This is a genomic window from Kitasatospora sp. NEAU-CNBT7, assembly GCF_057220535.1.
In genome coordinates this window covers 82,193-106,120 of the sequence record NZ_JBXQQB010000029.1, presented here as the reverse complement: position 1 = coordinate 106,120, position 23,928 = coordinate 82,193, and the positions used below count along the sequence as shown (strand labels likewise).

Genomic DNA, 23,928 nt, shown 5'->3' with positions numbered 1-23,928 from the left:
CAGTACCTTGTCCAGGACACGCACAGCGCACGGTCAGGATGCGCCAAGTTGATATTGCGTCAGGAAATATTTTCCAAAGAGGTATTAAAGTCGCCACCTTGGCGGTACAAAAGTCTTCAGAGCGTGCGGGTCCGCTGTCGTGCTGCACGCGGCAGAGTTCGGAGGGGGTAAGCGTGTCGAAGCCCGACACGGCCGCACGAGCGACCGTCACCGTGGCGACCGGGGTGCCGGCCGTCGCACCGGCGGGGTCCGCCCGCCCGGCACCGGCGACGCCGGGGATTCCGCCGGCGCCGCCAGGCCCCGCACCGACCCCGCACGGGGACGCCCGACGGCGCAGGATCGACGGGCTGCTGCGCCACTCGCCGCTCCAGCCGGTGTTCCGCGCGCTGTCCTCCCGGCGGCTGGCGGTGCTCGCGTACCACGGGATCGACGACCCGGCCGGTTTCGCCGCCCAGATGGAGCGCCTGGTCCGCACCGCGACCCCGGTCTCGCTGGCGACGCTGGCCCGGTGCGTCGCCGAGCAGCGGCCGCTGCCGCCGCGCAGCGTGCTGGTCACCTTCGACGACGGCGACCACAGCGTGCTCACCCACGGCCTGCCCGTGCTCACCCGCCTGCGGATCCCCGCCGCCGCCTTCGTGGTGACCGAACTCATCGGCACCGACCAGCCGTTCTGGTGGTCCGAGGCCGCGTTCCTGGCCGCCCAGGGCGGCACCGCGGGCCCGCTGGCGGGCTGCCCGCCACAGGGCGCGGTGGCCCGGCTGAAGACCCTGCCGGACGCGGACCGCCGCCGCAGCCTCCACGAGCTGCGGGCCACCGCCCGCACCCAGGCGCCCCGCCGGCGCCAGCTCGACCGCGCCGACCTGGGCGAGCTGCGCACCGCCGGGGTGGAGATCGGCAACCACACCCACACCCATCCGTGCCTGGACCGCTGCGCCGACACCACCGCCCGCGAGGAGGTCGCCGAGGCGCACCGGCTGCTGACCTGGTGGCTGGGCGAGCCGCCCACCGCGTTCGCCTATCCGAACGGCAACCGGGACGCCCGCACCGAGGCGCTGCTCGGCGAACTCGGCTACCGGCTGGGCTTCCTGTTCAACCACCGGCACGACGCGCTGCTCCCGCCGGACCCGCTGCGGATCAACCGCCTGCGGGTCAACTCCGACACCACGCCGCACCGGTTCGACACCATCCTGTCCGGCCTGCACCCGGCCGTGCACCGGATCCGCGGCGGCTGCTGACCGGGCGGGTCCCGTCGCCGCCGCCCGTCGCCACCCGCGGGCGGCGACGGGCCGGCCGGCACTCACTGCTCGACGTAGGACTCCAGCCCGCGCAGGAAGACGTCGAGCTTGAAGGCGAAGCGGTCGTCCCCGTCGCCCTGCACCATGGTCGCCGCCATGCTGCTGATCAGCGGGAAGCGGTCCGGGGGGAGCTTGCCGAAGTACTCCTCGACGCTGGTGAAGTAGGCGTCGAGGTCGTCGCCGCGCTGGAGGCGGTCGGTGTAGGCGCAGGCCTCGTAGGCGTCGGAGTCGATCAGCTGGCCGAGGCCGTCCAGCGCCCAGCTGGCGACCTGCGGCGGGATGCCCGCCTGGAGCATCACGTCGAGCATGAACTCGGCGATCCGCAGCTGGTTCTCGCCGACCGGGATCGAGCCGAGCGAGACCAGGGCGATGTCCCGGTGCGAGGTGTAGACCCGCTGGGCGTTCAGGCAGATCTCCTTGACCTGCTCCTTCCAGTGCGCCGGGTCGGGCAGCTCGGGCAGCTCGATCTCGCCGGCGATCCGCTCCAGCATCAGCTCGCAGAGCTCGTCCTTGTTGGAGACGTGCGCGTACAGCGACGCCGGCCCGGTGTCCAGGTCCTGGGCGATCCGCCGCATGGTGACGCCGGAGAGCCCCTCGGCGTCGAGGATCCGGATCCCGGTCTCGACGATCGCCGCCTGGCTGAGCGGCTGCCGGGCCTCGGCCTTGCGCGCCTTGTGCCAGGGGACCGGGGGCATCTGCGCGGTCATGCGCCACCTGCTTTCGCGACATCGAAGTGATCGTCGAATGTTCCCCCGGCGAACATCGTACCCGCAGCGAACGCCGTTCCCCAGACGGCCCCACGAACGGCCGGGGAACATCGTTCGCCAGGCGAACACCGTGTTGACAGAACAGCGGTCGATAGGTAGAACAGTGTTCGTCAACCAGTGTCGCAGCACCCCACAGGAGCCTTCGATGACCGAGTCCCCGTCCCCGTACAGATGGCGATGGGCGGCGCTGTTCGTCATTCTCGCCGCCGAGGTCATGGACCTCCTGGACTCCCTCGTGACCAACATCGCCGCCCCGGCGATCCGCGCCGACATCGGCGGCGGCGAGACCACCATCCAGTGGCTCGGCGCCGGCTACACCCTCGCCATGGCGCTCGGCCTGATCACCGGCGGGCGGCTCGGCGACATCTTCGGCCGCCGCCGGATGTACCTGATCGGCGCCGTCGGCTTCACCCTCGGCTCGGTCGCCTGCGGCCTCGCCCAGGAGCCCGGCCAGCTGGTCGCGGCCCGGGTGTTCCAGGGGCTGCTCGGGGCCGTGATGCTGCCGCAGGGCCTGGGCATCCTCAAGGAGATCTTCTCCGAGAAGGAGCAGGCCGCCGCGTTCGGCATGTTCGGCCCGGTGATGGGCCTGTCCACGGTCGGCGGGCCGATCCTGGCCGGCTGGCTGGTCGACGCCGACCTGTGGGGCTCCGGCTGGCGCATGATCTTCCTGATCAACATCCCGCTCGGCCTGTTCGCCGTCGTCGGCGGCCTGGCCTTCCTGCCGGAGTGGAAGAGCGCCCGCACCGTCAAGCTCGACCTGCTCGGCGCACTGCTGGCGGCGCTCGGCTCCGCACTGATCGTCTTCCCGCTGGTCCAGGGCCGCGAGCACGACTGGCCGGCCTGGGCGTTCGCGCTGATCGGGCTCTCCATCGCGGTGTTCGGCCTGTTCGCCTGGTACGAGGCCCGCAAGAGCCGCAGCGGCGGTGACCCGCTGGTCGAGCCGAGCCTGTTCCGCAAGCGCGGGTTCAGCGGCGGCATGGTGCTGGGCCTGGCGTTCTTCTCCGCGATGACCGGCTTCTGGCTCACCTTCAGCCTGTACACCCAGATCGGCCTGCACTACTCGCCGTTCAAGGCGGGTCTCGCCGGGATCCCGTCCTCGATCGGCATGGTGATCGCCTTCGTCAGCTCGCAGGCGCTGCTGAAGTTCGGCCGCAAGGTGATGCACGGCGGGCTGATCGTGATGGCCCTGGGCGTCGGCGGGGTGATCCTCACCCTCCAGCTGGCCGGCAGCGACGTGACGCCGTGGCAGCTGGCCCCGGCGCTGGCCGTCACCGGTCTCGGCATGGGCTTCGTGATGGCACCGTTCTTCGACACCGTGCTCGCCTCGGTGGAGCCGCACGAGACCGGTTCGGCCTCCGGCACCCTCACCTCCATCCAGCAGCTCGGCGCCGCGCTCGGCACCGCGATCCTCGGCACGGTCTTCTTCGAGCAGATCAAGGGCGCCAGCTTCGTGCACGCCGAGCAGGTCACCCTGTGGGTCGAGATCGCCATGCTGGCCGTGGTGTTCGGCGCGATCTTCCTGCTGCCCGAGCACGCCAGGCCGCACGGTGACGCCGACGCCGCCGATCAGGCTCCCGAGGCGGCCGGCACCGAGAAGGTCCCCGCCTGACCGGCACCCGCAGCACCCGGCAGCACCGCGCAGTAACCCCGTAGCACCCCGCAGCACCCACGGCCCGGGGGGCCCTCCCGGCACAGAGGGCCGCCCGGGCCGCTGCGTTCCCACCCCGGAGGCTTGCCAGATGATTCGTCAACTTGCCTTAAGGTTACGGCTCTTGCCATCTGGTCCAGACCAATCATACGCTCGACCGAGGCCGCGCGCCGGGTCCGCGCCACGCCTTGCCCCGGGGTCGCTCCCCGGGCCCCGGGCAGACGTGCCCGTCCCCCACAGCAGGCCCGAAGTACCGTCGAGGAGATCCCCCATGTCCGTAACCCGCCGCCTGCTGGCCCCGGGTGTCGTCGGCGCGACCGTCCTGCTGACGGCCGCCCTGGCGACCGGCACCGCGAGCGCCCACGGCTCGCTGTACGGCCCCGTGAGCAGGGTCGCGTCCTGCTACGCCGAAGGCCCCGAACACCCGCAGTCCCAGGTGTGCAAGGACCTCGTCGCGATGAGCGGCACCCAGCCGCTGTACGACTGGAACGAGGTCAACATCGCCAACGCGAACGGCCAGAGCCAGCAGATCATCCCGGACGGCAAGCTCTGCTCCGCCAACCGCGACAAGTACAAGGCGCTCGACATGGCCCGCACCGACTGGCCCGCCACCGGCGTGCAGGCCGGGTCGTTCACCTTCAACTTCCGGGTGACCGCGCCCCACCAGGGCGGCATGACGCTGTACATCACCAAGCAGGGCTACGACCCGACCAAGCCGCTCAAGTGGTCGGACCTCGACCTGGCCAACCCGGTCGTCCAGTACCCGACCGCCCGCACCGCCACCAACGGGTACTACACCTTCAGCGGCACCCTGCCCGCCCGCACCGGCCGCCAGCTGCTGTACCTGGTCTGGCAGCGCACCGACAGTCCCGAGGCGTTCTACGGCTGCTCCGACGTGGTGTACGGCCAGGGCGCCGCGGCCGCCGGGGCCCAGCCGCTCGCCGCCCCGCAGGCGCCGTCCGAGCAGCAGATCGCGGCCGGCTACAGCCGCTCGACCGTCGACCACCAGGGCCACGGCGGCGACCACCAGGCCGCCGCCGCACAGGGCGCCGGCGCGGCCCCGCTGTCCGGCGGATCGGCCGGCTCGCTGGTGCTCGGCGGCTCCGCGCTGCTGTCGGTCGCCGCCTCCGCGGTCTACGTCTACCGCCGCCGGCCCGGCGCGGTCGGCCAGGCCGCCTGACCCACCGACCCACCCGCCCACCGCCCCGCCGGCCTCGCGGCGTGTCGCCGGGGAGCGCCCCCTCGCTCCCCGGCGACACGTTTCGCCACCGGCGGGAACTCCTGCCCCGATCCGCGCGACTACCTGGTCCCGGGCCCGCAGCTGCGAGCCCGTCCTCCCCGGAGATCAGGAGAGTCCCGATGCGTTCTCGCGTACTGTGCGGCATCGCGGCGGCCGCCGCGCTGCTCGCCGCCACCGCCTGCGGCAGCAGCCAGGGAGGTGGCAGCGGCAGCGAGGCCGCACCCGGGGCGAACGGCGCCGCGACCCTCACCACCCCGGCCGAGATCGCCGACTGCACGGGCCACCGCACCGCCTTCCCCACCCCCGCCCGCCGGATCGTCACCAGCAACGGCTCCGCGCTCGAACTGCTGCTGCAACTCGGCGCCGGGGACCGGGTGATCGGCACCGGTTTCCCGCCCGGCAAGGGCACCCTGCCCGCCGCCGTCGCCGAGCAGGGCGCCAAGGTCCCCGTGCTCGGCGAGACGGTCATCGCCAAGGAGAAGCTGCTCGGCTCCGGCGCCGACACCTACGTCGACGCCTTCGGCCCGATGGCCGCGATGGGCGACACCGGCGCCGCCCCCACCGAGGCCGAGCTGACCGCCGCCGGCATCCGCCACGTCTACCTGCTGTCCACCGCGTGCGCCGCCGACGCCAAGGGCCCGGCCACCGACCTCGCCGCCGTCGAACAGGACATCCAGCGGCTCGGCGCGATCACCGGCACGGCCGCCAGGGCCGGGGAACTCGTCGCCGCGATGGAGAGCCGCACCGGCGCCGTCACGGCCGCCCTGAAGGACCTGCCCGCCGGTCAGCGGCCCGGCTACTTCTTCTTCGACTTCGACGCGGGCACCAAGCAGCCCGTCGCGCTCTGCGGCCGGCAGGTCGGCAACGCCGTGATCACCCTGGCCGGCGCCCGCAACGTGTTCGCCGACTGCGACAGCGACTTCCGGCCCGTCAGCTGGGAGGACGTGGTGGCCAGGAACCCCGACTGGATCCAGCTCGCCGTCCGCGACCGCGGCAGCGCGGCGGCCACCACCGCCGCGTACGACGAGGCGGAGAAGTTCCTGCGCGACTTCCCCGCCACCAAGGGCCTCGCCGCCGTCCAGCAGGGCCACTTCCTGCGGATCGGCTCCGAGGCCACCACCATCGCCGGCACCCGCAACGCCGACACCGTGCAGCAGATCGCCGCCACCGTCCACCCCGACCTGGTGAAGGCCGGGCACTGAGTGGCCGTCACCTCCCCGCGGCGCTCATTCCCGCGGCGCACGTCCCCGCGGCGCACGTCCCCGGTCGGCCGGACCGGGGACGGCGGGTCCGGCCGCGCGCCCCGCCGGGTGCCGGCCGGGTGGGCCGCCGTCGGCCTCGCCCTGGCACTGGCCGCCGCGCTCACCGCCGCCGTCTCGCTCGGCGCCGTCGACATCCCGCCCGCCGAGGTGTGGTCGGTGATCGGCCGGCGGCTCACCGGGCGGCCGCCGCTGCCCGGCAGCCGCGACCTGATCGTCTGGCAGCTGCGCGTCCCGCGTGCCCTGCTCGCCGCGCTGGTCGGCGCCGGACTCGGCCTGGTCGGCGCCGCCGTCCAGGCCCTGGTCCGCAACCCGCTCGCCGACCCGTACCTGCTCGGGATCTCCTCCGGCGCCTCGCTCGGCGCCGTCGCCGTCCTGGTCCTCGGCGGGGCCGGCGGCCTGGCGGCCGGAGTCGGCGTGTCCGGCGCGGCCTTCCTGGGCGCCCTGGCCGCACTCGCCCTGGTCTGGACGCTGGCCCGGCGCGGCGGCGGCTTCGCCCCGCTGCGGCTGGTGCTGGCGGGCGTCGGGATCGGCCAGTTCCTGTCCGGGTTCACCAGCTACCTGGTGCTGCAGGCCGGCGACCAGCAGCGGACCAGGGGCGTGCTGTTCTGGCTGATGGGCAGCCTCAGCGGCGCGACCTGGGCGCAGCTCGCGCTGCCCGCCGCGGCCGTCCTCGGCGGCCTGGCCGTGCTGCAGGCCCGCGCCCGCGGCCTGAACGCCCTGCTGATGGGCGACGAGACCGCCGCCGGCGTCGGCGTCCCGGTCACCCGGCTGCGCCGTGAGCTGTTCGCCACCACCAGTGTGCTGACCGGGGTCCTGGTCGCCGTCTCGGGCGCGATCGGGTTCGTCGGGCTGATGGTCCCGCACGTCTGCCGGCTGGTGTGCGGCGGCGACCACCGCCGGCTGCTGCCGCTGTCCGCCCTGACCGGCGCCGTACTGCTGGTGGTGGTGGACACGGTGGCCCGGACCGCCCTGGACACCCAGGAGCTGCCGGTCGGCGTGGTCACCGCGCTGGTCGGCGCGCCGGCGCTGCTGTACCTGCTCGACCGACGACTGGAGCGCAGTTGAGGATCGCCCTGGAGGACCTGCACATCACCCTCGCCGGACGGGCCGTGGTGGCCGGTGTCCACCTGGTCGCCGAGAAGGGCGAGATCGCCGGTCTGGTCGGCCCGAACGGCAGCGGCAAGTCCACCCTGCTGCGGACCGTCTACCGGTACCTGGCGCCGAGCGCCGGCCGAGTGCTGCTCGACGACCGCGACCTGGCCCGGCTCTCCCCCGCCGCCTCCGCCCGGCACATCGCGGCACTGCCGCAGGAGCGCGGCGGGGACTTCGAGCTGACGGTCGCCCAGGTGGTGGCGCTCGGCCGGATCCCGTACCAGCGGGCCTTCGCCGCCGAGAGCGCACAGGACCGCGCCGCCGTCGCCGCCGGCCTGGCCCGTACCGGGATGCTCGACCACGCCGACCGGCCGTTCTCGCAGCTCTCGGGCGGGGAGCGGCAGCGGGCCCTGCTGGCCAGGGCGCTGGCGCAGGAGCCGGACGTGCTGGTGCTGGACGAGCCGACCAACCACCTCGACGTCCGGCACCAGGTCGAACTGCTGGCGCTGCTGCGCGCCCAGGCCGTGACCACCCTGGTCGCGCTGCACGACCTGAACGCGGCGGCCTCGGTCTGCGACCGGCTGCACGTGCTCCACCGGGGGTCGCTGGTCGCCTCCGGGCCGCCGCGCGAGGTGCTGACCCCGGCGCTGCTCGCCGAGGTGTTCGGGGTCCGGGCCGCGGTGGTCGACCACCCGCTCACCGGCGACCCGCTGATCGCCTTCGACCACCGGAGCCCGGCCGGTGCGGACGCACCGGCGGGCGGTGCAGCGGCGGGCGGTGCCGTGGCGGGCGGTCGCGCCGTGGGCGGTGGCACGGTGGCCGCCGGGGCCTGAGCGGCGGGCCGGGCGGGGGCGGGCCGGGCGGGGGGGCGGGGAGGCGCGTGGGCCCCGCCCCCGCGCGGGCTACCCGGCGACGGCCGCGGCCTCGAAGTGGCTCGGCCGGCCGTCGCGGTGGACGAGAGTGCCGATCAGCGCCGCCTCCGCCCGGTGCATCAGCTCCCACCCGCCGTCCGGCCGGTGCAGGACCGCGGTGTGCCAGGGCGTGGCCCACACGTCCCGGTGTTCGAGCAGCCGGATGCCGAACTTCCCGGCGCCGACCGGCTGCGGGTGGATGGACAGCCGGACCGACCGGGGGTGGTGCTCGGCGATCAGGGTGCCCCAGGCGCGGCTGCGCTGGATCACGCCGTACGCCCGCCGGCGGCACTCGCGCTGGAGAGCGGATCTGGTGCCGGTGAAGCCGGCGGTGTCGTCGACCAGGAACCGGGTGATCCCCCGGTAGAGGGCGGCCGTCTGCTCGTCGGACCGCACCTCGGCCCGCAGTTCCTCCAGGGTCGGTGCGAACCGGGCGTGGACCAGCGCCCGCTTGTCGTCGTACGGCAGGTCGCCGAGGACGTCACGCAGGTCGAAGGTGCCCAGGCGGCCGAAACCCTCCCGTGCGATCATCGCGGTCAACCCGTCGGAGTACGCGTCGATGTGCTCGTCGGGGACCCGGATCAGGTCGCCGAAGACATGGCCGTCGGAGCAGATCAGCACCCGGGCGCCCGGCGAGTACACCGCGGCGATCCGCTCGCACAGCCGGTCGAGGAAGCCGAGCGCCAGCCGTTCGCCCTCGTCGGGCAGGTGGCCGAGCACCTTGCGGGTGTTGGGTGACTTGCAGGGGAAGCCGGGCAGCGTGAACGCGACCGGCTCACCCGCGGCCACGAAGGCGGCCAGCCGGCCCAGTTGGACCGGGAAGGCGCCCGGCGGCGCGGCGGTGTCCGGGTCGGCGGCCCGGCGGTGGGGCAGCAGCAGTTCCAGGATCTCGGTGCTGACGCGTTCGACGGCCGGATGGCCGGTCGGCAGCGGGGCGAGTGCGGCGGTTGACGGCATGCGGTCCTCCACGAGGGCATGACGGGACGGCGCCTCGGCGCGGGAGCGCCGGGCGCGGCGGCGGTGGACGGGCGGGTGTGCTGCGGGCGGGCGAGCTGCGGGAGCGCAGGGGTACGGGAGCGCAGGGGTACGGGTGCGGGTACGGGTGCGGGGGTACGGGTCCGGGGGTGCGGGGTGTTCAGCCGCGCCGGTCGTAGTGGACCGGCAGCCGGTCGACACCGCGGGCGAGGACGGCGGGGATCCATCGCAGCTCGGACTCCCCGACCGCGAGCCGCAGTCCCGGCAGCCTCGCCAGCAGCGTGCCGAGGGCGATCTGCAGCTCGGCCCGGGCCAGCGCCGCGCCGGGGCAGAAGTGGATGCCGTGGCCGAACGCCAGGTGGGCGTTGGGGGTGCGGTCGAAGTCGAGCGTGTCGGGATCGGGGAACTGCTCACCGTCCCGGTTGGCCGCGCAGAGCGAGACGATCACCGAGTCGCCGGCCGGGATCCGGGTGCCGTACAGCTCGCTGTCCGCGGCGAAGAACCGCCAAGTGGTCAGCTCGAACGCGGCGTCGTGGCGCAGGAGTTCCTCGACCGCGCGGGGCAGCAGCGCGGGGTCGTCGCGCAGCCTGGCCAGCTGGCCCGGGTGGCGCAGCAGGGTGACCAGCATGGTGCTGATCTGGTTGGTGACCGGCTCCTGTCCGGCCACCAGCAACTGGAAGACCATGGAGTCCAGTTCCTCCTTGGTGAGCTGCCCGTCGTCCTGGGCGGCGACCAGCCGGGCGAGCAGGTCGTCCGACGGCTCGCCGCGCTTGTCCGCGACGACGTCGGCGATGTACGTCTGCAGTCCGCGCAGCCGCCCCTCGTAGGCCGGGCGGCCCGGGTCCTGCGGCCCGACGGGCTGCACCACCTTGCCCCAGTCCCGGTCGAAGCGCCGGGCCAAGTGCACCGGCAGGCCGATGACTTCGGCGAGCACCCGGAACGGGAATTGGGCCGCGAAGCCCTGCACCAGGTCGGCGCCGCCCTCGGTGGGCAGTGCGTCCACCAGCTCGTCGGCGACCTGCTGCAGGCGCGGCCGCAGCGAGTCGATCCGGCGCGGCGCGAAGGCGTCCAGGACCAGTCGGCGCATCTCGGTGTGCTTGGGCGGGTCCTGGTGCAGCAGGTGCACCTGGAGCCTGGAGTGCTGGGGCTCCGGCATGATCGACGCCAGTCGGCGCCAGTTCTCGTTGCCCAGACGGTGGTTCTTGCCCAGGCGGGGATCGTTCAGGGTCCGGTGGGCGGCCTGGTAGCCGGTCACCAGCCAGGCCGCGATGCCGCTGGGGAACCGTACCCGGTGGACCGCGCCGGCCTGCCGCAGCCGGTCGTACAGCGGGTACGGGTCGCGCTTGTACTCCTCGCCGAACAGCGGCACGGGTTCGGCCGCGTCGCCGAGCAGCGGCACGGGTTCGGCCGCGGTGGGGGTGTCATGGCCGAACGGGCAGCCGCCCGTCGGCTCGGTGGGGTCGGTCATGACTGGTGGGCTCCCGGTGGGGGGACGGAAAGGGTCAGATCGCCAGGTGTGGATCGTGGTGGTCCAGCCAGAGCGCGAGGTCGACCACGCGCTCCAGGCGCAGCCGGTGGCCCCAGCTGAGCCGGTCCGGCGGGGTGTCCAGGGTGGTCTTGATCACGGCCCCGTCGGCGATCTCGCGGACCCGGCCGCCGTGCGCGTCCAGGGCCTCGCGGGCCATCGCCTGCAGACCGCTGTTGTAGTCGGGGTGATGGGTGGCCGGGTAGTGGTTCTTGGGCCGGTGCAGCACCGAGTGCGGGGCGAGCCCGGCAGCGGCGGCGCGCAGCAGGCTCTTCTCCCGGCCGTCGAAGCTCTTCAGCGCGAACGGCGTGTTGAAGGCGTACTCGACCAGCCGGTGGTCGCAGTACGGCACCCGCACCTCCAGGCCCTGCGCCATGCTCAACCGGTCCTTCCGGTGCAGGAGTTGGCGAAGCCAGCGGGTCAGCGAGAGGTGCTGGAGCTCGCGTTGCCGGTGCTCGGTGGCGCTCTCGCCGTCCAGGTGCGGGACGGCGGCCAGGGCGTCCCGGTAGGTGTCGGCGCGGAACTCGGCGATCCGCAGGGTGGCCGCCAGGTCGGGCTCGAGCGGCATGGCGGCCTCGTCGCCGGTGACCAGCAGCCAGGGGAAGGTGGTCGCCCCGACGGCGGCCGGGGTGTGGAACCAGGGGTACCCGGCGAAGACCTCGTCGGCGGCCTCGCCGGACAGCGCCACCGTCGAGTGCTCACGGATCCGCCCGAACAGCAGGTACAGCGAGGTGTCCATGTCGCCGACGCCGATCGGGGAGTCCCGGCACTCGACCACCGCCCGCCGGTGCCCGGGGTCCAGCAGACTGCGCGGGTCGAGCACCACGGTGGAGTGGTCGGTGCCGATGAAGGCACCGGCCTCGGCCGCGAACGGGGTGTCGTGGCCGGTGCGCAGCACGTCGCCGGTGAACTGCTCGGCCTGGTCGCTGTAGTCCACCGCGTACGAGCGCAGCCGCGCCCCGGCTCCCTCGGAGAGCCGCAGTTCGTCGGCGACCAGAGCGGTGAGGACGGTGGAGTCGATGCCGCCGGAGAGCAGGCTGCACAGCGGGACGTCGGCCTCCAGCTGGGCCCGGGCGGTCCGGTTGACCAGCGAGCCGATCCGCTCGACGGTGGTCTGCCGGTCGTCCTCGTGCGGCCGGGCGGTGAGCTGCCAGTACAGCTGCTCGCGCAGGCCCGAGCGGTCCAGGGTGAGCAGGCCGCCGGGCGGGATCTCGCGGACGCCCGACCACAGCGTCGGACCGGTGTTGAACAGCAGGCTGTACGCCTCGCGCAGGCCGTCGGCGTCGACCCGCGGGGTGATCTCGGGGTGGGCGAACAGCGCCTTGGGCTCGGATCCGAACGCCAGGCCGCCGTCCACCCGCGCCCAGTACAGCGGCTTGACCCCGAGCCGGTCGCGGACCAGCAGCAGCCGTTCGCGGCGGGCGTCCCAGATCGCGAAGGCGTACATGCCCTCCAGCCGGTCGACCACCGCATCGCCCCACTGCAGATAGCCGCGCAGCACCGTCTCGGTGTCGCTGCGGGTGCGGAACTCGTGTCCGAGGCGCCGGAGTTCGGCGCGCAGCTGGTGGTGGTTGTAGACCTCGCCGCTGAAGCTCAGGACGGCGGCCGGCTGCTCCGGACGGTCGGCCATCGGCTGGACGCCGCCGACCAGGTCGATCACGGAGAGCCGGCGGTGGCCGAGCGCGGCGTGCGGGCCGAGCCAGCAGCCGCCGGCGTCGGGGCCGCGGCGGGCCAGGGTGGCGGTCATCGCCTCGATGACCCGGGCGTGCGGGGTGAGGTCCTGGTGGAACGACACCCAGCCGGTGATTCCGCACATGCGGGGGATTCCCTTCTGCGGGGGAAGACGGGACGAGACGGGACGGGGAGGGGTACGGCGCGGCGCCGCGGGGCAGCGGCGGGGGCGCGACGGTCAGCCGCCGGAAGGTCTGAGCCCCGGCGGCGGTTCCCCGCCCGGCGCAGCGACGGTCGGCTGCGCGGCGGTCGGCGAGGCGCCGGTTGGCGTGGAGGCGGCCATCCCGGGCGGGCCGACGGCGGGCTGGCCGACGGCGGGCGGGACAACGCCACTGGGCTGCGCGGCAATTGACGTGTCAGATCGGGGTGGACCGCCGGCGGGCGAGACGGGATCTCTGGTCCGGGCGGCGGCTCGCGTGACAACCCCGGGTGGGCCGACGTCAGGCGAGGCAACAGCCGCGGGCCGCGCTGCCGTTGGCGTGGCAGCGCCGGGCAGACCGACGCCCCCGGGCCGCGCTGCCGTTGGCGTGGCATCCCCGGGTGGGCCGACGTCAGGCGAGGCAACAGTCCCGAGCCGCGCTGCCGTTGGCGTGGCAGCGCCGGGCAGACCGACGCCCCCGGGCCGCGCTGCCGTTGGCGTGGCAGCCCCGGGTAGGTCGACCGCAGGCGAGGCAACGGCCGCGGGCCGCGCGGCGGGTTCAGGGTGCGCCGCCCCAAGTTGCGCCGCGGCGGCGTACTCCGCCACGAGGGCGGGCTCCGCAACGCCACCGCCTACGGCACCTGGCCGACCTGCTCCGCCCTGCGGCCCAACGTCCTGCACCTCAATGTCCTGCACCCGGACGTCGTCCCGCGCAGCGGGTGCCGCGGGTCGGGGACGGGTGCTGCGGGCCAGCAGCGGTACCGCGACGCAGCCCGCCAGGGCCGCCGCGGCCAGGCCGGTACGGATGCCCGTGTCCCCCCGGCCCGCCAGGCCCCAGGCCGCGGTGGCGAGCGCCGGGCCGAGGGCGAAGCCGAGCGAGCGGGCGAGCTGGACGGCGGAGCCGGCGGTGGCCGTCCGGCCCGCTGGCGCGCTCGCCATGACCAGGGCCTGGCTGGGACCGCCGTACAGGCCCATGCCGAATCCGGCCAGGGCAAGGCGCCAGGCGATCGAGCCGGTCGGCCAGTGGTCGTCGAGCGGCACGAGCAGCAGCAGGCCGAGCGCCGTGAGGGCGGCGCCCGCGGTGGCGGTGGGCCGGGTGCCGAAACGGTCGGCGAGGCGGCCGCCGAGCGGCCCGGCCAGTCCCATGGCGGCCGGGAAGGCCAGCACGGTCAGACCGGTGGCGGTGGCGCCGAGACCTTCGTCGCGCTGGAGGTGCAGGGCGATCAGGTAGTGCATCGCGGCGAAGCCCGCGGCCAGCGCGAGCACGGCCGCGTTGACGGGTGAGCTGCCCGAATCGCGCAGCACCGCGGCGACCGTCCGGCCGCCGGGGCCGCGCAGCCACCCGGCGACGCACGGGACGGCCACGAGCGCGAGCAGCAGCCACCCCGGTGCGCCGGGCGCCGCGGTGAGGGCGAGCAGCACGGCGCCGACGGCGGCGCCGATCAGTGCGGCGTCGGCGACCGCGCGGCGGCCCGGGCGGGGCAGCCGGCCGCCGCGCCCGAGGTAGCGGTGACCGAGGACCAACCCGGCGGCGCACAGCGGGAGTTTGACCAGGAACACCCAGCGCCAGCCGAGGTGGTCGAGCAGCAGCCCGCCGACCGCCGGCCCGATCACGGCGCCGAGCGGGCCGAGGGTGGCCGGTACGCTCATCGCCCGGGCCCGCAGCTGCGGCCGGACCGCGGTGGCGGCCAGGACCGGCATCAGCACGAACAGCACGGCGGCGAAGCAGCCCTGGACGCCACGCGCGGCGATCAGCCAGGGCGCGCCGGGCGCTGCCGCGGCCGCCGCCGAGCAGAGCGCGAACCCGGTCAGCGAGCCGAGCAGCGCGGGTCGGGCGGTGGCGCCGTCCAGCCAGCCGCCGATCGGCAACAGCAGTGCCACGACCGGGAGTTGGTAGCCGAGTCCGGCCCACTGGGCGATCTGGGGCGGGACCCCGAGACCGTCGGCGATGCCGGGCACCGCGACGGTGACGATGTTCAGGTCGAGCATCGCGGTGAACGCGAGCAGACCGGCCAGTCCGACCAGCGGCCAGTTGTCGGGCCGGACGCCTGCGGGCGCCGGCCGGGTCGGCCCGCCGGTCATGACACTCCGCCGCATGTCGGCATGGACCGCCCTCCCCGTCGTGACGGGTGCCGCGGATCCACGGCACCCGTCACACCAGTCGGACGCCGGGGCGGAAGAGTTCCGAACAGGTGGCGGATTTCTTCCGGAACCCCGGCGACCGCTCAGGAGGCGCCGGTCACCCGCCCGCCGCCGCCCCCGCCCCCGCCCCGGCCGGAGCACCCGACGCACCCGCCGTACGCGACGCGCCCGCCCTACCCGCCGCACCCGCCGCGCCCAAAGCACCCGAAACGCCCGGCGTGCTCGAAGCGCCCGCCTCGAGCAGACCGGTGAGCTGTTGCGGGGTCACGGCGACGGCCGTCACCCGCAGCTCGCCGCTGCGCCGGAACCGCAGCCGGAACTCGACCCGGCGGCCCGGGGTGAGCGGTTCGGGCCGGACGAGCACCAGGTCGGCGCTCATCAGGTCCATGGTCAGCGCGCCGCGCGCCGGGACTGGCAGCGACGCCGTCCCGGCCGGACGGGCGCCACCGCCCCGGTGCTCGTGGCGGCTCAGCGTCACCCGCTCGGCGACCGCCGTAGTGGCGCCGATCAGTTCGTCCGGGACGTCCCCGGGGTTGCGGACGGTGAAGAAGGCCGCGGTGGCCACCGGTCCGGCTCCGGCCGGGACCAGCACCCAGCCGGGCTCGACCTGCACCGGCCCGGCCCGCCCGGCCGCACCGGCCGTCACCCAGCCGCCGAGCACCAGCAGCGTGACGGCGGCGGCCCCGACCGGCGCGGCGACGGGCAGCGCGCGCCCGGATATCCTCACCGGTCCACCTCCGCCCGGACCGGGCGCGAAGGACGCGACGCGCGCGACGGGCGTGCCGGGCGCGACGGGCGGCCCAACCGGACCGGTGCCGGGCTCCAGGTGCGCAGCCGCAGGCTGTTGCCCACCACCAGGACCGAGCTGACCGACATCGCCAGGCCCGCCAGCATCGGGTTGAGCAGGCCGACGGCGGCCAGCGGGATGAGCACCGCGTTGTAGCCGAACGCCCAGCACAGGTTGGCCCGGACGGTCGCCAGGGTGCGCCGGGCCAGCAGGACCGCGTCGACCACGGTCTCGATCTCGCCGCGGACCAGGGTCAGCCCGGCGGCCCCGATCGCCGCGTCGGTCCCGGTGCCGAGCGCGACCCCGAGGTCGGCGGCGGCCAGCGCCACGGCGTCGTTGACGCCGTCGCCGACCACCGCGACCGTCCGGCCGGCCGCCCGCAGTTCGGCGACCAGTTCGGCCTTGCGCTCGGGTGAGGCGCCGGAGTGCACCTCGGCGATGCCCAGGTGCTCGGCGACCGCGCGGGCCGCGCCCGGCCCGTCGCCGGTGGCCAGCACCGGGGTCAGGCCGATCGCGCGCAGCCGGTGCACGGTGCGGTAGCTGCCGGGCCGCAGGCTGTCGCCGACCACCAGCAGCGCGGCCGGCTCGCCCGCCAGCTCCACCACGACGGCGGTTCGGCCGTCGTTCTCGGCGGCCGTGAGCGCGGTGGCGAGCACGGCGGGCAGCGGCCCCGCCGCGCCCGGGCGCACCACCCGGACGGCGACGCCGTCGACCTCGCCGCTCACCCCGGTTCCGGGCTCGGCGGTGAATCCGCGGACCGGCGGCAGCGTCTCGCCGCAGCGCCGGCGGGCGGCCGCGGCGACCGCCCGGCCGACCGGGTGCTCGGAGTGGTCCTCCAGCGCACCGGCCCGCCGCAGCACGGTGTCCGGGTCGGCGCCGGGTGCGGTGTGGGCCGCCAGCAGCTCCATCCGGCCGCTGGTCAGGGTGCCGGTCTTGTCGAGCACCACGGTGTCGATCCGCCGCAGGCTCTCCAGCGCCTCCGGTCCGCGGACCAGGACGCCGAGTTCGGCGCCGCGCCCGGTCGCGGCGAGCAGCGCGGTCGGGGTGGCGAGGCCGAGCGCGCACGGGCAGGCCACCACCAGGACCGCGACGGCCGCGGTGACCGCCGCCGACGGCGCGGCCCCGGCGCCCAGCCAGAAGCCGAGCACGCAGACCGCGACCGCCAGCGCGCACGGCACGAACACCCCGGCGACGGTGTCGGCCAGCCGCTGCGCCCGGGCCTTGCCGGTCTGGGCGTCCGCCACCAGGGCGGTGATCCGGGCGAGTTGGGTGTCCCGGCCGACCTCGGTGGCGCGGACCAGCAGCCGGCCGCCGACGTTCAGGGTCGCGCCGGTCACCCGGTCTCCCGGACCGACCTCGACCGGCATGCTCTCGCCGGTCAGCAGCGAGAGGTCCAGCGCGGAGCCGCCCTCGGTCACCACCCCGTCGGTGGCCACCTTCTCACCCGGCCGGACCACGAACTCCTGTCCCGGCAGCAGCTGTTCGACCGGGATCCGGCGCTCGCGACCGTCCTCCAGCACGCTGACGTCCTTGGCCCCGAGCTCGGCCAGCGCCCGCAGCGCCGACCCGGTCCGGTCCCGGACCCGGCCCTCCAGCCAGCGCCCGCACAGCACGAACAGCGGTACCCCGACCGCCGCTTCGAGATAGACGTGCGCGCCTTCGCCGGGCGCCGCGGTCAGCGAGAACGGCATCCGCATCCCCGGCTCGCCCGCGCCGCCGAACAGCAGCGCGTACGCCGACCAGCCCGCCGAGGCGATGATGCCGAGGCTGACCAGGCTGTCCATCGTCCCGGTGGCGTGCCGCAGACCCTGCCAGGCCCGCCGGTGGAAGGCCGCCGAACCCCAGGTCACCACCGGCACGGCGAGCGCCACGCTGACCCACTGCCAGCCCTCGAACTGCAGGCCGGGCACCATCGCCAGCAGGATCACCGGCACTGCGAGGGCCGCGACCACCGCCAACTGCCAGGCCGGCACCAGGTCTTCGTGCAGCGCGGGGCCGCCCTCCGGCCCGGCGGGCAGCTCGGCCGTGTACCCGGCCGCCTCGACCGCGGCCACCAGCTGCCCGGCCGGAACCGACGCGGGATGCACCACCCGGGCGCGTCCGGTGGCCAGGTTGACGCCCGCGCTCACCCCGTCGATCCGGGCCAGTTTCCGCTCCACCCTGGCCACGCACGCGCCGCAGGTCATGCCGCCGACCGTGAGATCGGTGGTGACCAGCCCGTCCGTCACGCCCTCGGCGCGGCCCGTCGACCCGGCCGTACCCCCGCTCACCGTGCCCCCGTTCACCGTTCCCCCGTTCACCGCTCACCCGGCCCGGCCGGACGGCCCTGCGGCGACAGCCCGGCGGACGGCGCGGGCGCGCCCATCGTCATGCCGGACATGTCGTCACCGCCGGCCGGCCGCCCGTCCGGACCGTTCCCGCCCGCGCCGGGGCCGTCCGGCCCGGGCCTGGCGGGGGCCAGGCCCGGGGCGACCGGCCCCACCGCACTGCCCAGCCCGTACGAGACGGCGAACAGCAGCCCCAGCAGCAGGGCGAACCCGGCCAGCACCCGGCCCGGCCCCGCTCGATCGATCGTCGTTCCACTCATCCGGTGTTTTTCTCCCGTTCAGGGGTCGGCCGCGCGGCCGCGGCCGCGTGGGTACGCGGCTGCGCCGGGGCGGCCGGAAGCGGCCCGTGCCGGGAGGGCGGGCGCGAGCGGCGCCCGGCGCCGGACGGCACGGGTGAGGACACGGGGCGGCCCCGCCGCGCGTACCCGGAACGGACTCACGGGGCGCCGGCGGCGGCCGCAGACGTACGCGGGGCGCTACGCCGCCGGTGCGGGCAGCACGGCAGCGACGGGACCCGCCCAGGCGGCCCGCGGCGGGGCACGGCCGTCGAGCGAGTGCCGCAGCAGCGGCGGCCGGTACGGGGGGCAGCCCCGGTCCGCCGGGCGGGCCGCGCGCGGCGGCGCCGGGCGGTGCGCCGACCGCACCGCGGCCAGCGCCGCCAACGCCGCCAGCGTGAACCGGCCGGCCGGCCGCAGCGCGGGCAGCAGCCGGAAGAACGCGGCCTCGCCCTGCCGCAGCCACCAGGCGCAGGCCAGTGCGGCCAGCAGGTGGGCGGCCGTCATCGGCCAGTGCGTCCCATGCGTCCCGTGCGGCGGCGCGGCGGCAGCGGCGAGGAACTGCCCTGGGTCGAGCCCGGCCGCCCGCAGCAGCTCCGGGACCTGCTCGGGCGCGACGGCCGCGGGGAGGGCGGAGTGGTGGAGGCCGGCCGGGCACAGCAGCCGGTCCAGCAGCAACCTCGCCGGGTCCGCGGCCCCGGGCCCGCCGGGCGGCAGCGCCCACGCGGCGAACCAAAGGTGCAGCGCGAGCTGCGAGCCCAGCACCCCGGAGGTGACGGCCAGCGGCCCGCGCTCCCGCCAGTTCGGCACCAGGGCCGCCCCGGCGACCAGCAGACCGCCGGTCAGCAGCGCCCCCGCCGGGACCGGTCCCCCGCCGCCCGCCGAGGCATGGCCGAAAGCCCCAAGAGTCGTACAGACCCCGGAGAACAGGAAGGCGCGCAGCAGGCGCAGCCGCGTCGACGGGAACATGGCGACCTCATCATGACACGCCCTCACGGCCCGGCCCGGCAGCGCCCCGGAGGCGTCCCGGAGGCGTCCCGCGGGCTCGGCCGGGGCGCGACGGCGGCGGCATGCCAGGATGGCGCGCATGCCTCCCGACTTCCCCGCCGCCGAGGTGCTCCGTCTGGTCGGAGCCGTCGGGCCGTACTTCCACGTCGCCGCCTCCGCCCCGGACGGCGGGCCGCCCGAGGGCTTCCGGCCGCTGCGCGAACTCCACCGCACCGGAACGGACACCGACCTCGCGCGGCGGATCGGCGTGGCCGCCGACCAGTTGCGCACCGCGGAGGCCCGGGTGGCGGCCTCGGTGGTGCACCTCGGGCTGGCGGCCCGGGTGTGGTCGGTGGCGCTCGGCGTGGCGGCCTTCGGCGGCACCGCCGACCTGCACCCCGACCGCGCGCACTACCGGCTGCCGCCGGGCGGGCCGCTCGACCTCTGGCTCCCGCTCCCGGGCGCCTCGGCCGTCACCGGCGACCCGGTCGGGGCCCTGCACACCTCGGTGGTGACGGGTGTGCTGGCGCCGCTCGGCACGGCCGTCCGGTCGGTGGCACCGGTGGCCGAGCGCCTGCTGTGGGGAAACACCGCCTCCGCGCTGTACGGGTCGCTGAAGATCCTCGACAGCCACCTGAGCAATCATCAGATTGTGCTGCACGCAAGGCAGTTGGTGGCCGGCCTGCTCGAGCGGGCACCGCTCGCCGGTACGGCGGTGGTGGGGCCGCTCGGCCCGCCGCCGTTCCGCCGCACCACCTGCTGCCTCTACTACCGGGTGCCGGGCGGCGGCCTCTGCGGCGACTGCGTCCTCGACACCCCGCCCACCCGCCGCCGCCCCCGCTGAGGCCCGGCACCCCCCGTGCCGCCGGCGTACCGCTAGCCTTGCCGCGCCCGCGAACGGGCACCCGCCGGCCGGGCGACGCGGCAGGTCACAACGGTGGCGAGGCCACCGAACGAACGAGGGAGACCCGATGCGGGCACGGAACACGAGGACCAGGGGCCGCCGGGTCCTGGCCGCGTACGCCCTGCTGGTGGCCGTGCTCGCCGTCTGGGCCGGCGTGGAGCCGTGGGGTCCCGATCCGCTCGACACCTCGCACGCCCTGCCCTCGATCGGGCTCGCCGTGGTGGCGCTCCCGGCCGTGGTTCCACTGGTCGCCTCCGGCGTCGGGGGCGTCACCGACGGGGGCACCTTCCTCGCCCTGGTCACCGTGCTGGCCTGGGCCGAGGCCGCCGCCGTGTACCGCCTGGTCTCCGGCTCCCGGTCGCGCTGAGCCCACCCGGCGCCACCACCGCACCGCGGGCGCGCCGACCGCCCTGCCGAGCCCGGGTTTCGGACCACGGCCGCCCTACCCTGGTCCGCACCGGTACGCACCGGCGGAAAGCACCGGCACGCACCGGCTCGTACCGGCACGCACCCGGCACGCACGACGTCAGGAGACCTCGAGAATGGCCGATCCGCTCTGGAAGAAGGACCCGGAGAAGCACGACTTCCCGGCGGCCGTCGACTACCTGGAGCTGCTGATGCCGCCGCACCAGGCCAAGGCCGCGGCCGAGCGGCTGAAGGAGGCGACGACCGTACGGAAGAAGGCCAAGGACATCCTGCGCGCCTCCGGGCTGCCGCTGCTCCCCGAGGACAACGTGCACGTGGCGGACAACATCGGCAAGGTCAGGGCGGGCCACAAGCTGTCCCCGGTGCTGCTGCTGCGCGGGCAGCCGCTGGTGATCGCGGACGGCTACCACCGGGTCTGCGCGGTCTACTACCTGAGCGAGGACCTGGAGATCCCCTGCCGCGTCGGCTGAACCCGGCCGGCGTCGGCGCCCACCACCGGTTCCAGCGCCGCGGCCAGCCGCCGCACCCACTCCTCGGCGGAGCCCCGCACCCAGGGGTGCTCCCGCGCGAACGCCACCCGGTCCACCCGCCCGCACACCTCCCGCACCTCGAACCCGTCCCCGTCGCCCCCGCCGCTGGTCCCCGAGCGGCGCAGCACCGCACGCAGCAGCCGGGCCGTCAACCGGGTCGCCGGGTGCTCGGCCAGCAGGACGGCGTCGTACAGGTCCTTGCCGCGCGGCGTCCCGTCGCCCGCGGCGTTGCCGCGCAGCCAGCAGAGCTTCCAGGCCAGTGACAGTTCGCGGCTCGCCGTGCGGACCGCCGTGGGCCGGCCGCCGTCGGCGCGAGGGACCGCGGTCAGCACCGGGGCCTGCGGCAGCCACTCGTCCCGGGCGAAGTCCAGCCGGACCTCGCCCGGCGGCAGCCCGTCGGCCCGCCAGGGCACCACCAGCCGCACCCCGGGCGTGTCGTAGCTGCGGTACGTCCAACTGCCGTCCACCCGCAGGCCGTCCGGGTCGAGGACGAGCCCGGGCGCGACCTGCGGCGCCGCCCGGACCAGGCCGGTCAGCGCCGCGGCCGGGTCGAAGAGCTCGCCGAAGTCGGGGTGCTCCTCGTCCTCCGCCAGCCAGTGCAGCCCCTCCGGCGGGAAGGCCGCGCGCAGGCCCGCCGTCCCGAACTCCTCCGCGCGCCAGATCTCGTAGCGCGCCGCGCCGTCGAAGGCCTCCGGCCACTGCTGGACGGCTTCGCGGCCGGCCAGGTACGGGTAGGGGTCCTGGAGGTCGACCGGGAAGCCGGCCGGGCCCGGAACGATCCAGTCGAGGTCGGCGGGCTCACGGGCCAGGCCGGGCGCCCAGGCGGTCAGGCACATGCTGCCGCGCAGGACCAGCCCCTGCTCCCAGGCGAGGTCCGCCATCAGCGCGAGCACGTGGTCCAGCACCGCCCGGTGCGCGGCGGCCGGCCCGGCACCGCACCACCCGTCTCCCATCCCCGCCACCGCGCCCCCTTCTCCCGCCCGCCGTCCCCGGTCCGGCCGCGGCCGACGCTACAAGCGGTCACCGACAAGGCCGGCGGCGGCCCCACTCCGCCCCCGGCGCCCCGCCGACCCCGCCACCCGGCCGCATACGACCGGCGCCGACGCCGTGCGGGCCCCGGGCCTGCGGCCTTCTCCCCCGTCGAGGGCTGTCCGCCGGAACCCCTACGATGACGGCCATGACTACAGGGGAGCCCGCAGCCCAGCTCATCGACGGCCGCTTCGAGTTGCTGCAACGACTCGGCGGCGGCGGCATGGGCCTGGTGTGGCGCGCGCGGGACACCCTCCTGCAGCGCGAGGTGGCACTCAAGGAGGTCCGCCCGCCGGACCCGGCGATGCTGGCGGCCGACCCGGCGGCGGCGTACGAGCTGCGCGAGCGGGTGCTGCGCGAGGCGCAGGCCCTCGCGCGGCTCCAGCACCCCAATGTGGTGATCATCTTCCACATCGTCGACACCGCCGAACTCCCCCACCCCTGGCTGGTGATGGAGCTGGTCAGCGGCGGTTCGCTGCAGGACCGGCTGGCCCAGGGGCCGCTGTCGGCGCCGGAGGCGGCCAGGATCGGCCGCGGTGTGCTGTCCGCGCTGCGGGCCGCCCACGCGGCGGGCATCCAGCACCGCGACGTGAAGCCCGGCAACGTGCTGCTGCGCACCGACGGCACGCCGGTGCTGACGGACTTCGGCATCGCCGCGCTGAGCGAGTCGACCAGCCTCACCGCCACCGGCTCACTGATCGGCTCGCCGGAGTTCATCGCCCCGGAGCGGATCCGCGGCCAGGAGGGCAACCCGTCCTCGGACCTGTGGTCGCTCGGCATGATGCTGTACGTCGCGGTGGAGGGCCACCACCCGCTGCGCCGCTCGACCAGCCTGGCCACCCTCGCCGCGGTGCTCGACGAGCCGCTGCCGCCGCCGGTGCGCTCCGGCCCGCTCGGGCCGACCCTGGCCGCCCTGCTCGCCCGCGATCCCGCGGCCCGCCCGGACGCCGAGCAGCTGGACCGGCTGCTCGCCGCCGCCGAGCAGGGCATCGACGGCACCGCGGGCGGCCAGTCGGTGTTCGCCCCGACCCAGCTCAACGGCGCAGTCCCGTACCAGCCGACCCAGCTGAACGGCACCACCCCGTACCCCACCGGCCCGACCGGCCCGATGACCGGCCACCCGGCCGCCGGGTACGGCAGCGGCAGCCACCCCACCGGCGGGTTCGGCCCGGCCGGGTACGGCACCGGCCCCACCCAGGCGCCGTGGGCGCAGCCCGGTCCGCCGCCGAAGCGCCGCCGCGGCGCGGTGATCGCCGCCGCGGTGGCGGGCGTCGCGGTGGTCGGCCTGCTCGGCTGGACCCTGAACAGCGGCCTGCTCGGTCTCGGCGGCTCCGGCACCTCGGGCGACACCACCGGCTCGGGCACCCACCCGTCCGTCACCACGAGCACGGGCACGGGAACGGGCGCGGGCACGGGCTCCCCCGCCGCCGCGGCTGCCACCACCGGTGCCCCGAAGGCAGCGTCCCCGGCGGCGGCCGCCGCCGGCAAGAGCCTGCTCACCCCGGACGGCGCGCGGGCCGTCACGGAGGCGATCCGCGCCAAGCTCGGCAGCACCAAGGTCGTCAACCTGACGATCTACGACGACCGCGCCTCGGGCCAGGTGGTCAACAAGACCAACCCGAAGGTGTACGACAACGTCACCTACAGCGACGGCGAGCTCACCTCCGAGCCCGGCAGCAGCATCGGCTCGGAGGAGATCGCCGACCTCTCCCAGATCAATTGGGACCAGATCCCGGCCGTCTTCAAGACCGCCGAGGCCGACCTCAAGGTCTCCGACCCCAAGATGCGCTACATCATGGTCGACTACGCCTGGTTCTCACCGGGGGAGATCACCCTGCGGTACTACCTCATCGGCGCGTACAACTCCGTCGGTTACCTGACGGCGGGCGCCCAGGGCAAGGTCCTCCACGAGTGGCCGGACGAGGGCTGAGCCCCC

At 75.6% G+C, this 23,928-nt stretch carries 20 protein-coding genes; 10 read left to right on the top strand and 10 right to left on the bottom strand.

What is annotated here, in order from left to right:
- Nucleotides 1-173: 173 nt before the first annotated feature.
- Nucleotides 174-1,235, top strand: coding sequence for a polysaccharide deacetylase family protein (locus AC2TEW_RS29860; protein ID WP_484626463.1), 1,062 nt, complete (start codon nt 174-176; stop codon nt 1,233-1,235).
- A gap of 62 nt (nt 1,236-1,297) precedes the next feature.
- On the opposite strand, the gene AC2TEW_RS29855 is transcribed toward AC2TEW_RS29860, so the two are convergent.
- Nucleotides 1,298-2,002: a TetR/AcrR family transcriptional regulator C-terminal domain-containing protein gene (locus tag AC2TEW_RS29855; protein ID WP_484626462.1), complete on the bottom strand. Its 705-nt coding sequence runs from the start codon at nt 2,000-2,002 to the stop codon at nt 1,298-1,300.
- A gap of 205 nt (nt 2,003-2,207) precedes the next feature.
- Here AC2TEW_RS29855 and AC2TEW_RS29850 point away from each other — a divergent pair, with 205 nt between their 5' ends.
- The 5 genes from AC2TEW_RS29850 to AC2TEW_RS29830 all read left to right on the top strand — a co-directional run bounded on the left by AC2TEW_RS29850 (nt 2,208) and on the right by AC2TEW_RS29830 (nt 8,137).
- Nucleotides 2,208-3,671: an MFS transporter gene (locus AC2TEW_RS29850; protein WP_484626461.1), complete on the top strand. Its 1,464-nt coding sequence runs from the start codon at nt 2,208-2,210 to the stop codon at nt 3,669-3,671.
- A gap of 310 nt (nt 3,672-3,981) precedes the next feature.
- Complete coding sequence (locus tag AC2TEW_RS29845; RefSeq protein WP_484626460.1) at nt 3,982-4,890, top strand: lytic polysaccharide monooxygenase auxiliary activity family 9 protein; 909 nt, start codon at nt 3,982-3,984, stop codon at nt 4,888-4,890.
- Between the two features lie 179 nt (nt 4,891-5,069).
- Nucleotides 5,070-6,152 (top strand): ABC transporter substrate-binding protein, encoded by a 1,083-nt coding sequence (locus tag AC2TEW_RS29840; protein WP_484626459.1) that lies wholly within the window; start codon nt 5,070-5,072, stop codon nt 6,150-6,152.
- A gap of 108 nt (nt 6,153-6,260) precedes the next feature.
- Nucleotides 6,261-7,277: a FecCD family ABC transporter permease gene (locus AC2TEW_RS29835; protein WP_484626458.1), complete on the top strand. Its 1,017-nt coding sequence runs from the start codon at nt 6,261-6,263 to the stop codon at nt 7,275-7,277.
- Nucleotides 7,274-8,137: an ABC transporter ATP-binding protein gene (locus AC2TEW_RS29830; protein ID WP_484626457.1), complete on the top strand. Its 864-nt coding sequence runs from the start codon at nt 7,274-7,276 to the stop codon at nt 8,135-8,137. Before AC2TEW_RS29835 ends, AC2TEW_RS29830 begins: the two co-directional genes overlap by 4 nt.
- 69 nt (nt 8,138-8,206) lie before the next feature.
- Here the strand turns inward: AC2TEW_RS29830 and AC2TEW_RS29825 are convergent, their stop codons facing one another.
- The 8 genes from AC2TEW_RS29825 to AC2TEW_RS29790 all read right to left on the bottom strand — a co-directional run bounded on the left by AC2TEW_RS29825 (nt 8,207) and on the right by AC2TEW_RS29790 (nt 19,085).
- On the bottom strand, nt 8,207-9,172 hold the full coding sequence (locus tag AC2TEW_RS29825; RefSeq protein WP_484626456.1) for an L-tyrosine/L-tryptophan isonitrile synthase family protein: 966 nt from the start codon (nt 9,170-9,172) through the stop codon (nt 8,207-8,209).
- A gap of 178 nt (nt 9,173-9,350) precedes the next feature.
- The gene (locus AC2TEW_RS29820) at nt 9,351-10,658 is read right to left on the bottom strand and encodes a cytochrome P450 family protein (RefSeq protein WP_484626455.1); all 1,308 of its coding nucleotides are present in this window, start codon (nt 10,656-10,658) and stop codon (nt 9,351-9,353) included.
- A 34-nt stretch (nt 10,659-10,692) separates the two neighbouring features.
- Nucleotides 10,693-12,531 carry an asparagine synthase (glutamine-hydrolyzing) gene (gene asnB, locus AC2TEW_RS29815; RefSeq protein WP_484626454.1) on the bottom strand — a complete coding sequence of 613 codons (1,839 nt, stop codon included), beginning with the start codon at nt 12,529-12,531 and terminating at the stop codon, nt 10,693-10,695.
- Between the two features lie 93 nt (nt 12,532-12,624).
- Complete coding sequence (locus tag AC2TEW_RS29810; RefSeq protein ID WP_484626453.1) at nt 12,625-14,667, bottom strand: MFS transporter; 2,043 nt, start codon at nt 14,665-14,667, stop codon at nt 12,625-12,627.
- A 157-nt stretch (nt 14,668-14,824) separates the two neighbouring features.
- A complete protein-coding gene (locus tag AC2TEW_RS29805; RefSeq protein ID WP_484626452.1) occupies nt 14,825-15,454 on the bottom strand; it encodes a copper chaperone PCu(A)C in 630 nt (209 codons plus the stop codon).
- A complete protein-coding gene (locus tag AC2TEW_RS29800; protein WP_484626451.1) occupies nt 15,451-17,784 on the bottom strand; it encodes a heavy metal translocating P-type ATPase in 2,334 nt (777 codons plus the stop codon). Before AC2TEW_RS29800 ends, AC2TEW_RS29805 begins: the two co-directional genes overlap by 4 nt.
- Nucleotides 17,785-17,810: 26 nt before the next feature.
- Nucleotides 17,811-18,101, bottom strand: coding sequence for a hypothetical protein (locus AC2TEW_RS29795; RefSeq protein ID WP_484626450.1), 291 nt, complete (start codon nt 18,099-18,101; stop codon nt 17,811-17,813).
- Between the two features lie 216 nt (nt 18,102-18,317).
- On the bottom strand, nt 18,318-19,085 hold the full coding sequence (locus tag AC2TEW_RS29790) for a hypothetical protein (protein ID WP_484626449.1): 768 nt from the start codon (nt 19,083-19,085) through the stop codon (nt 18,318-18,320).
- A gap of 118 nt (nt 19,086-19,203) precedes the next feature.
- On the opposite strand from AC2TEW_RS29790, the gene AC2TEW_RS29785 reads away from it, so the two are divergent.
- The 3 genes from AC2TEW_RS29785 to AC2TEW_RS29775 all read left to right on the top strand — a co-directional run bounded on the left by AC2TEW_RS29785 (nt 19,204) and on the right by AC2TEW_RS29775 (nt 20,903).
- The gene (locus AC2TEW_RS29785) at nt 19,204-19,947 is read left to right on the top strand and encodes a (2Fe-2S)-binding protein (RefSeq protein WP_484626448.1); all 744 of its coding nucleotides are present in this window, start codon (nt 19,204-19,206) and stop codon (nt 19,945-19,947) included.
- A gap of 127 nt (nt 19,948-20,074) precedes the next feature.
- Nucleotides 20,075-20,374, top strand: a complete 300-nt coding sequence (locus AC2TEW_RS29780; RefSeq protein WP_484626447.1) for a hypothetical protein — start codon at nt 20,075-20,077, stop codon at nt 20,372-20,374.
- Between the two features lie 175 nt (nt 20,375-20,549).
- The gene (locus tag AC2TEW_RS29775) at nt 20,550-20,903 is read left to right on the top strand and encodes a hypothetical protein (protein ID WP_484626446.1); all 354 of its coding nucleotides are present in this window, start codon (nt 20,550-20,552) and stop codon (nt 20,901-20,903) included.
- On the opposite strand, the gene AC2TEW_RS29770 is transcribed toward AC2TEW_RS29775, so the two are convergent.
- On the bottom strand, nt 20,861-21,916 hold the full coding sequence (locus tag AC2TEW_RS29770; RefSeq protein ID WP_484626445.1) for a nucleotidyl transferase AbiEii/AbiGii toxin family protein: 1,056 nt from the start codon (nt 21,914-21,916) through the stop codon (nt 20,861-20,863). The two genes, AC2TEW_RS29775 and AC2TEW_RS29770, sit on opposite strands and share 43 nt — an antisense overlap.
- Before the next feature lie 224 nt (nt 21,917-22,140).
- Between AC2TEW_RS29770 and AC2TEW_RS29765 the strand changes: the two genes are divergently transcribed.
- Complete coding sequence (locus tag AC2TEW_RS29765) at nt 22,141-23,922, top strand: serine/threonine-protein kinase (RefSeq protein ID WP_484626444.1); 1,782 nt, start codon at nt 22,141-22,143, stop codon at nt 23,920-23,922.
- The last annotated feature ends 6 nt before the right edge of the window (nt 23,923-23,928 follow it).

What these genes read in the sequence shown, in the direction of transcription:
- AC2TEW_RS29820 (WP_484626455.1), bottom strand. Translation starts at nt 10,658, where the DNA reads ATGACCGACCCCACCGAGCCGACGGGCGGCTGCCCGTTCGGCCATGAC.
- AC2TEW_RS29790 (WP_484626449.1), bottom strand. Translation starts at nt 19,085, where the DNA reads ATGTTCCCGTCGACGCGGCTGCGCCTGCTGCGCGCCTTCCTGTTCTCC.
- AC2TEW_RS29770 (WP_484626445.1), bottom strand. Translation starts at nt 21,916, where the DNA reads ATGGGAGACGGGTGGTGCGGTGCCGGGCCGGCCGCCGCGCACCGGGCG.
- AC2TEW_RS29795 (WP_484626450.1), bottom strand. Translation starts at nt 18,101, where the DNA reads ATGAGTGGAACGACGATCGATCGAGCGGGGCCGGGCCGGGTGCTGGCC.
- AC2TEW_RS29810 (WP_484626453.1), bottom strand. Translation starts at nt 14,667, where the DNA reads ATGACCGGCGGGCCGACCCGGCCGGCGCCCGCAGGCGTCCGGCCCGAC.
- AC2TEW_RS29855 (WP_484626462.1), bottom strand. Translation starts at nt 2,002, where the DNA reads ATGACCGCGCAGATGCCCCCGGTCCCCTGGCACAAGGCGCGCAAGGCC.
- AC2TEW_RS29780 (WP_484626447.1), top strand. Translation starts at nt 20,075, where the DNA reads ATGCGGGCACGGAACACGAGGACCAGGGGCCGCCGGGTCCTGGCCGCG.
- AC2TEW_RS29840 (WP_484626459.1), top strand. Translation starts at nt 5,070, where the DNA reads ATGCGTTCTCGCGTACTGTGCGGCATCGCGGCGGCCGCCGCGCTGCTC.
- AC2TEW_RS29825 (WP_484626456.1), bottom strand. Translation starts at nt 9,172, where the DNA reads ATGCCGTCAACCGCCGCACTCGCCCCGCTGCCGACCGGCCATCCGGCC.
- AC2TEW_RS29775 (WP_484626446.1), top strand. Translation starts at nt 20,550, where the DNA reads ATGGCCGATCCGCTCTGGAAGAAGGACCCGGAGAAGCACGACTTCCCG.
- AC2TEW_RS29845 (WP_484626460.1), top strand. Translation starts at nt 3,982, where the DNA reads ATGTCCGTAACCCGCCGCCTGCTGGCCCCGGGTGTCGTCGGCGCGACC.
- AC2TEW_RS29765 (WP_484626444.1), top strand. Translation starts at nt 22,141, where the DNA reads ATGACTACAGGGGAGCCCGCAGCCCAGCTCATCGACGGCCGCTTCGAG.
- AC2TEW_RS29850 (WP_484626461.1), top strand. Translation starts at nt 2,208, where the DNA reads ATGACCGAGTCCCCGTCCCCGTACAGATGGCGATGGGCGGCGCTGTTC.
- AC2TEW_RS29785 (WP_484626448.1), top strand. Translation starts at nt 19,204, where the DNA reads ATGCCTCCCGACTTCCCCGCCGCCGAGGTGCTCCGTCTGGTCGGAGCC.
- asnB (WP_484626454.1), bottom strand. Translation starts at nt 12,531, where the DNA reads ATGTGCGGAATCACCGGCTGGGTGTCGTTCCACCAGGACCTCACCCCG.